The 1,997-nt window shown below is 44.9% G+C and carries 2 protein-coding genes; both read right to left on the reverse strand.

Going from position 1 to position 1,997, the window contains the following annotated elements; all coding sequences use genetic code 11:
- The coding region (locus tag A3735_RS22710; RefSeq protein WP_231882626.1) for a VIT and VWA domain-containing protein at positions 1-1,096 on the reverse strand (1,096 nt) is incomplete at its 3' end.
- Between the two features lie 170 nt (positions 1,097-1,266).
- Positions 1,267-1,997, reverse strand: a 731-nt coding sequence (locus tag A3735_RS22715) for a PQQ-dependent sugar dehydrogenase (protein WP_197485986.1), incomplete at its 5' end; no start/stop codon positions are given.

Consider the following 1,997-nt stretch of genomic DNA (forward strand, 5'->3'; position numbering starts at 1 on the left):
TATATCTTGATACATTCTCGGCTGTCGCAGGGGTGTAACCTTGTGTGATCTCACTTGCANTGTTGTTAANTAGGATGATGCGAAAACGGTCATTTGGATTTAGCTTGGAAAGCCCTTTGTTAACGCCTTCGATAAGGCTGTGGTATTTTCCCTGCATTGAGCCTGAGTAGTCCAGTACAAAGATCCAATCTCGCCCCAAGTTGATTTTACTTAAGTCATCCCCCGGGGTGATGGTCATCATAAAGGTTCCTTTGTCTTTTCCGGGTTCTTTGTGTGTGACCATATCAATCGAGCCTGGCAGGCCTTGTTGATGTCTCCAGTAGACCACGATATCTTGATCGAGTTTAGTGATTGATTGCTTTGCTGTGATTGGGTTTGAGTCTTCTTCGTTTTGTGCGGCCTGCCCATTCATCATGGATATATGCCATGCCTGATTCGTGTTTGAGGTGACAATTGCCTGCGGATGTTTCGGAAGACGGACATCGTCAATAGGGTAAGAGGATCTTATATTCATCTTGAAGCTGAATGCTTCGGTTACCACTTCGTTGTAGCTCCAAAAGGCCAACTTTTCTTCATCGACGCCACCATCTTCAAGTGGGTAGACATAACTGCCAATGCCATGGTCTGAATGGACAGCTTGAATGTAGACTAATCGGATTTTGACATCTTGCTTTGGCAAAACCGGGTAAACGGCACTATCAAAAGATTTATACTCATCCTGTTCTGTTAAGGCGGTTTCTCTGCCTTGTGCTTTTTCTTGCTCATAAATCTCGCGAGCTTGTTTTTTCTCAAGCACCTCGCCAGTCACAGCTTTACCGTCTATCCAATAGGTGAACTCTCCTACCGCTGCTTTTTCTGGAATGGGGAAGGAGTAGATTGCTTCTAGCGTGGTGTCATTCGGGTTGAAAAATAATTGTGTTACTGAAGTAATGGCATAGCCATCCTCGATAGTGACATCTACATGGTGTTGTTTTATTTCCAACGCTGGTAGCTGACCGTTTGCGGGTGACATGAGTCCAGCGGCCTGCGACATCATGCTAAATGCGAATAATAGGGTAAAGCTTATCAATTCTAAGAAGTTTGGTTGTCTGTTCATAATGCTCTCCATTTGTTGGTTTGTGGCAACAAGCGAAAGCAAAACTAGATGGTGATGAACGGATACTCAATAAAAAACGACTAAGTCTAATAGCAAGAGCCTGAGGGTATTAGATAACGATACTTTTCTATATTTTTATACAAGGATTGTTTTGTTGTAGTCACTCAAAACTATTTATCACGCAAACGCAAAATGCGTCCACTGTCGGTGGAAAGGTAAATCCAGCCTTCAGGACTTTCGACAACTGCTCGAATGCGTTCGCCCAGGCTTTCAAGTAATCGTTCTTCAGCGATAGCCTGATACTGCTTGTTGAGCGATACTCGGTTTAGGTGTGTCATCTTTAGTGCACCTGAAAAGAGGTCCCCTTTCCATTCCTTGAAGGCGTTGCCTGAATAAACGATCAGACTCCCTGGCGCAATGGAGGGAACATAATATTTAACGGGTTGCTCCATGCCTTCTTTATGAGTGCTTTCACCCACAGAAATTGGCCCCCAGTATTCCTTGCCATAGGAAATGATGGGCCAGCCATAATTTTTGCCTGGTTTAATCAGGTTTATTTCGTCACCACCTCTTGGTCCATGCTCGATAGACCATAAAACAGACTTGTCGGGAGTAAAAGCTAAACCTTGTGGGTTTCGGTGCCCGTAAGACCATATTTCGGGTAGGGCGCGGGCTAGTTGAGTGAAAGGGTTATCTTTAGGAACCGTGCCGTCTAAATTTAATCGAATGATGCTTCCGGCATGATTGCTTAGGTTTTGCGCGTCTTCCCGTTTGCCTCGGTCACCGACGCTGAAAAATATGTGCCCCTGATTGTCAAAGGCAATACGGCTACCAAAGTGTCGGAAGGTATCGCTATCGCCTTTCGCTACGAATAGCTCACGCCAATGCCTTAGCTGCTGAT

It is taken from the genome of Oleiphilus sp. HI0061 (genome assembly GCF_001635675.1).